Annotated in this window: 1 pseudogene; it reads left to right on the top strand. The window is 50.5% G+C overall.

Features of this window, described 5'->3' with window-relative positions:
* Positions 1–325, top strand: a pseudogene (locus CWC14_RS19295) (hypothetical protein); the annotation flags it as partial.

Genomic DNA, 325 nt, shown 5'->3' with positions numbered 1-325 from the left:
CGAATTTATCCACCGTGTTTTTGGCGGCCACTTTAGTGCTAAAGATTATCGTACCTGGGCGGGGACGCGAATGGCGGTGCGCTTTGCCCACGTAGCAGCAGAGCAAGTACAGGCGCACCCAAGGCGCAAATTTAAGTCTCAACTGGTTAAACTCGTCGCCAAGCAATTAGGCAATACCGCGAACATTTGCGAACAGTATTATATTCACCCGAAGGTGTTAGAACACCTCAGCGAACACTATGAAAATGAACACCCGTTTGCGCATTTTGACGCGACACCGCGCTCTTTGGCAGGGGAGTTAGACATGGATGAGAGGCATGCGTTA

Origin of the sequence: Pseudoalteromonas sp. S3260 (assembly GCF_005886925.1) — a bacterium.
GTDB lineage: Bacteria > Pseudomonadota > Gammaproteobacteria > Enterobacterales > Alteromonadaceae > Pseudoalteromonas > Pseudoalteromonas tetraodonis.
This window is presented reverse-complemented; position numbering and strand designations above follow the sequence as displayed.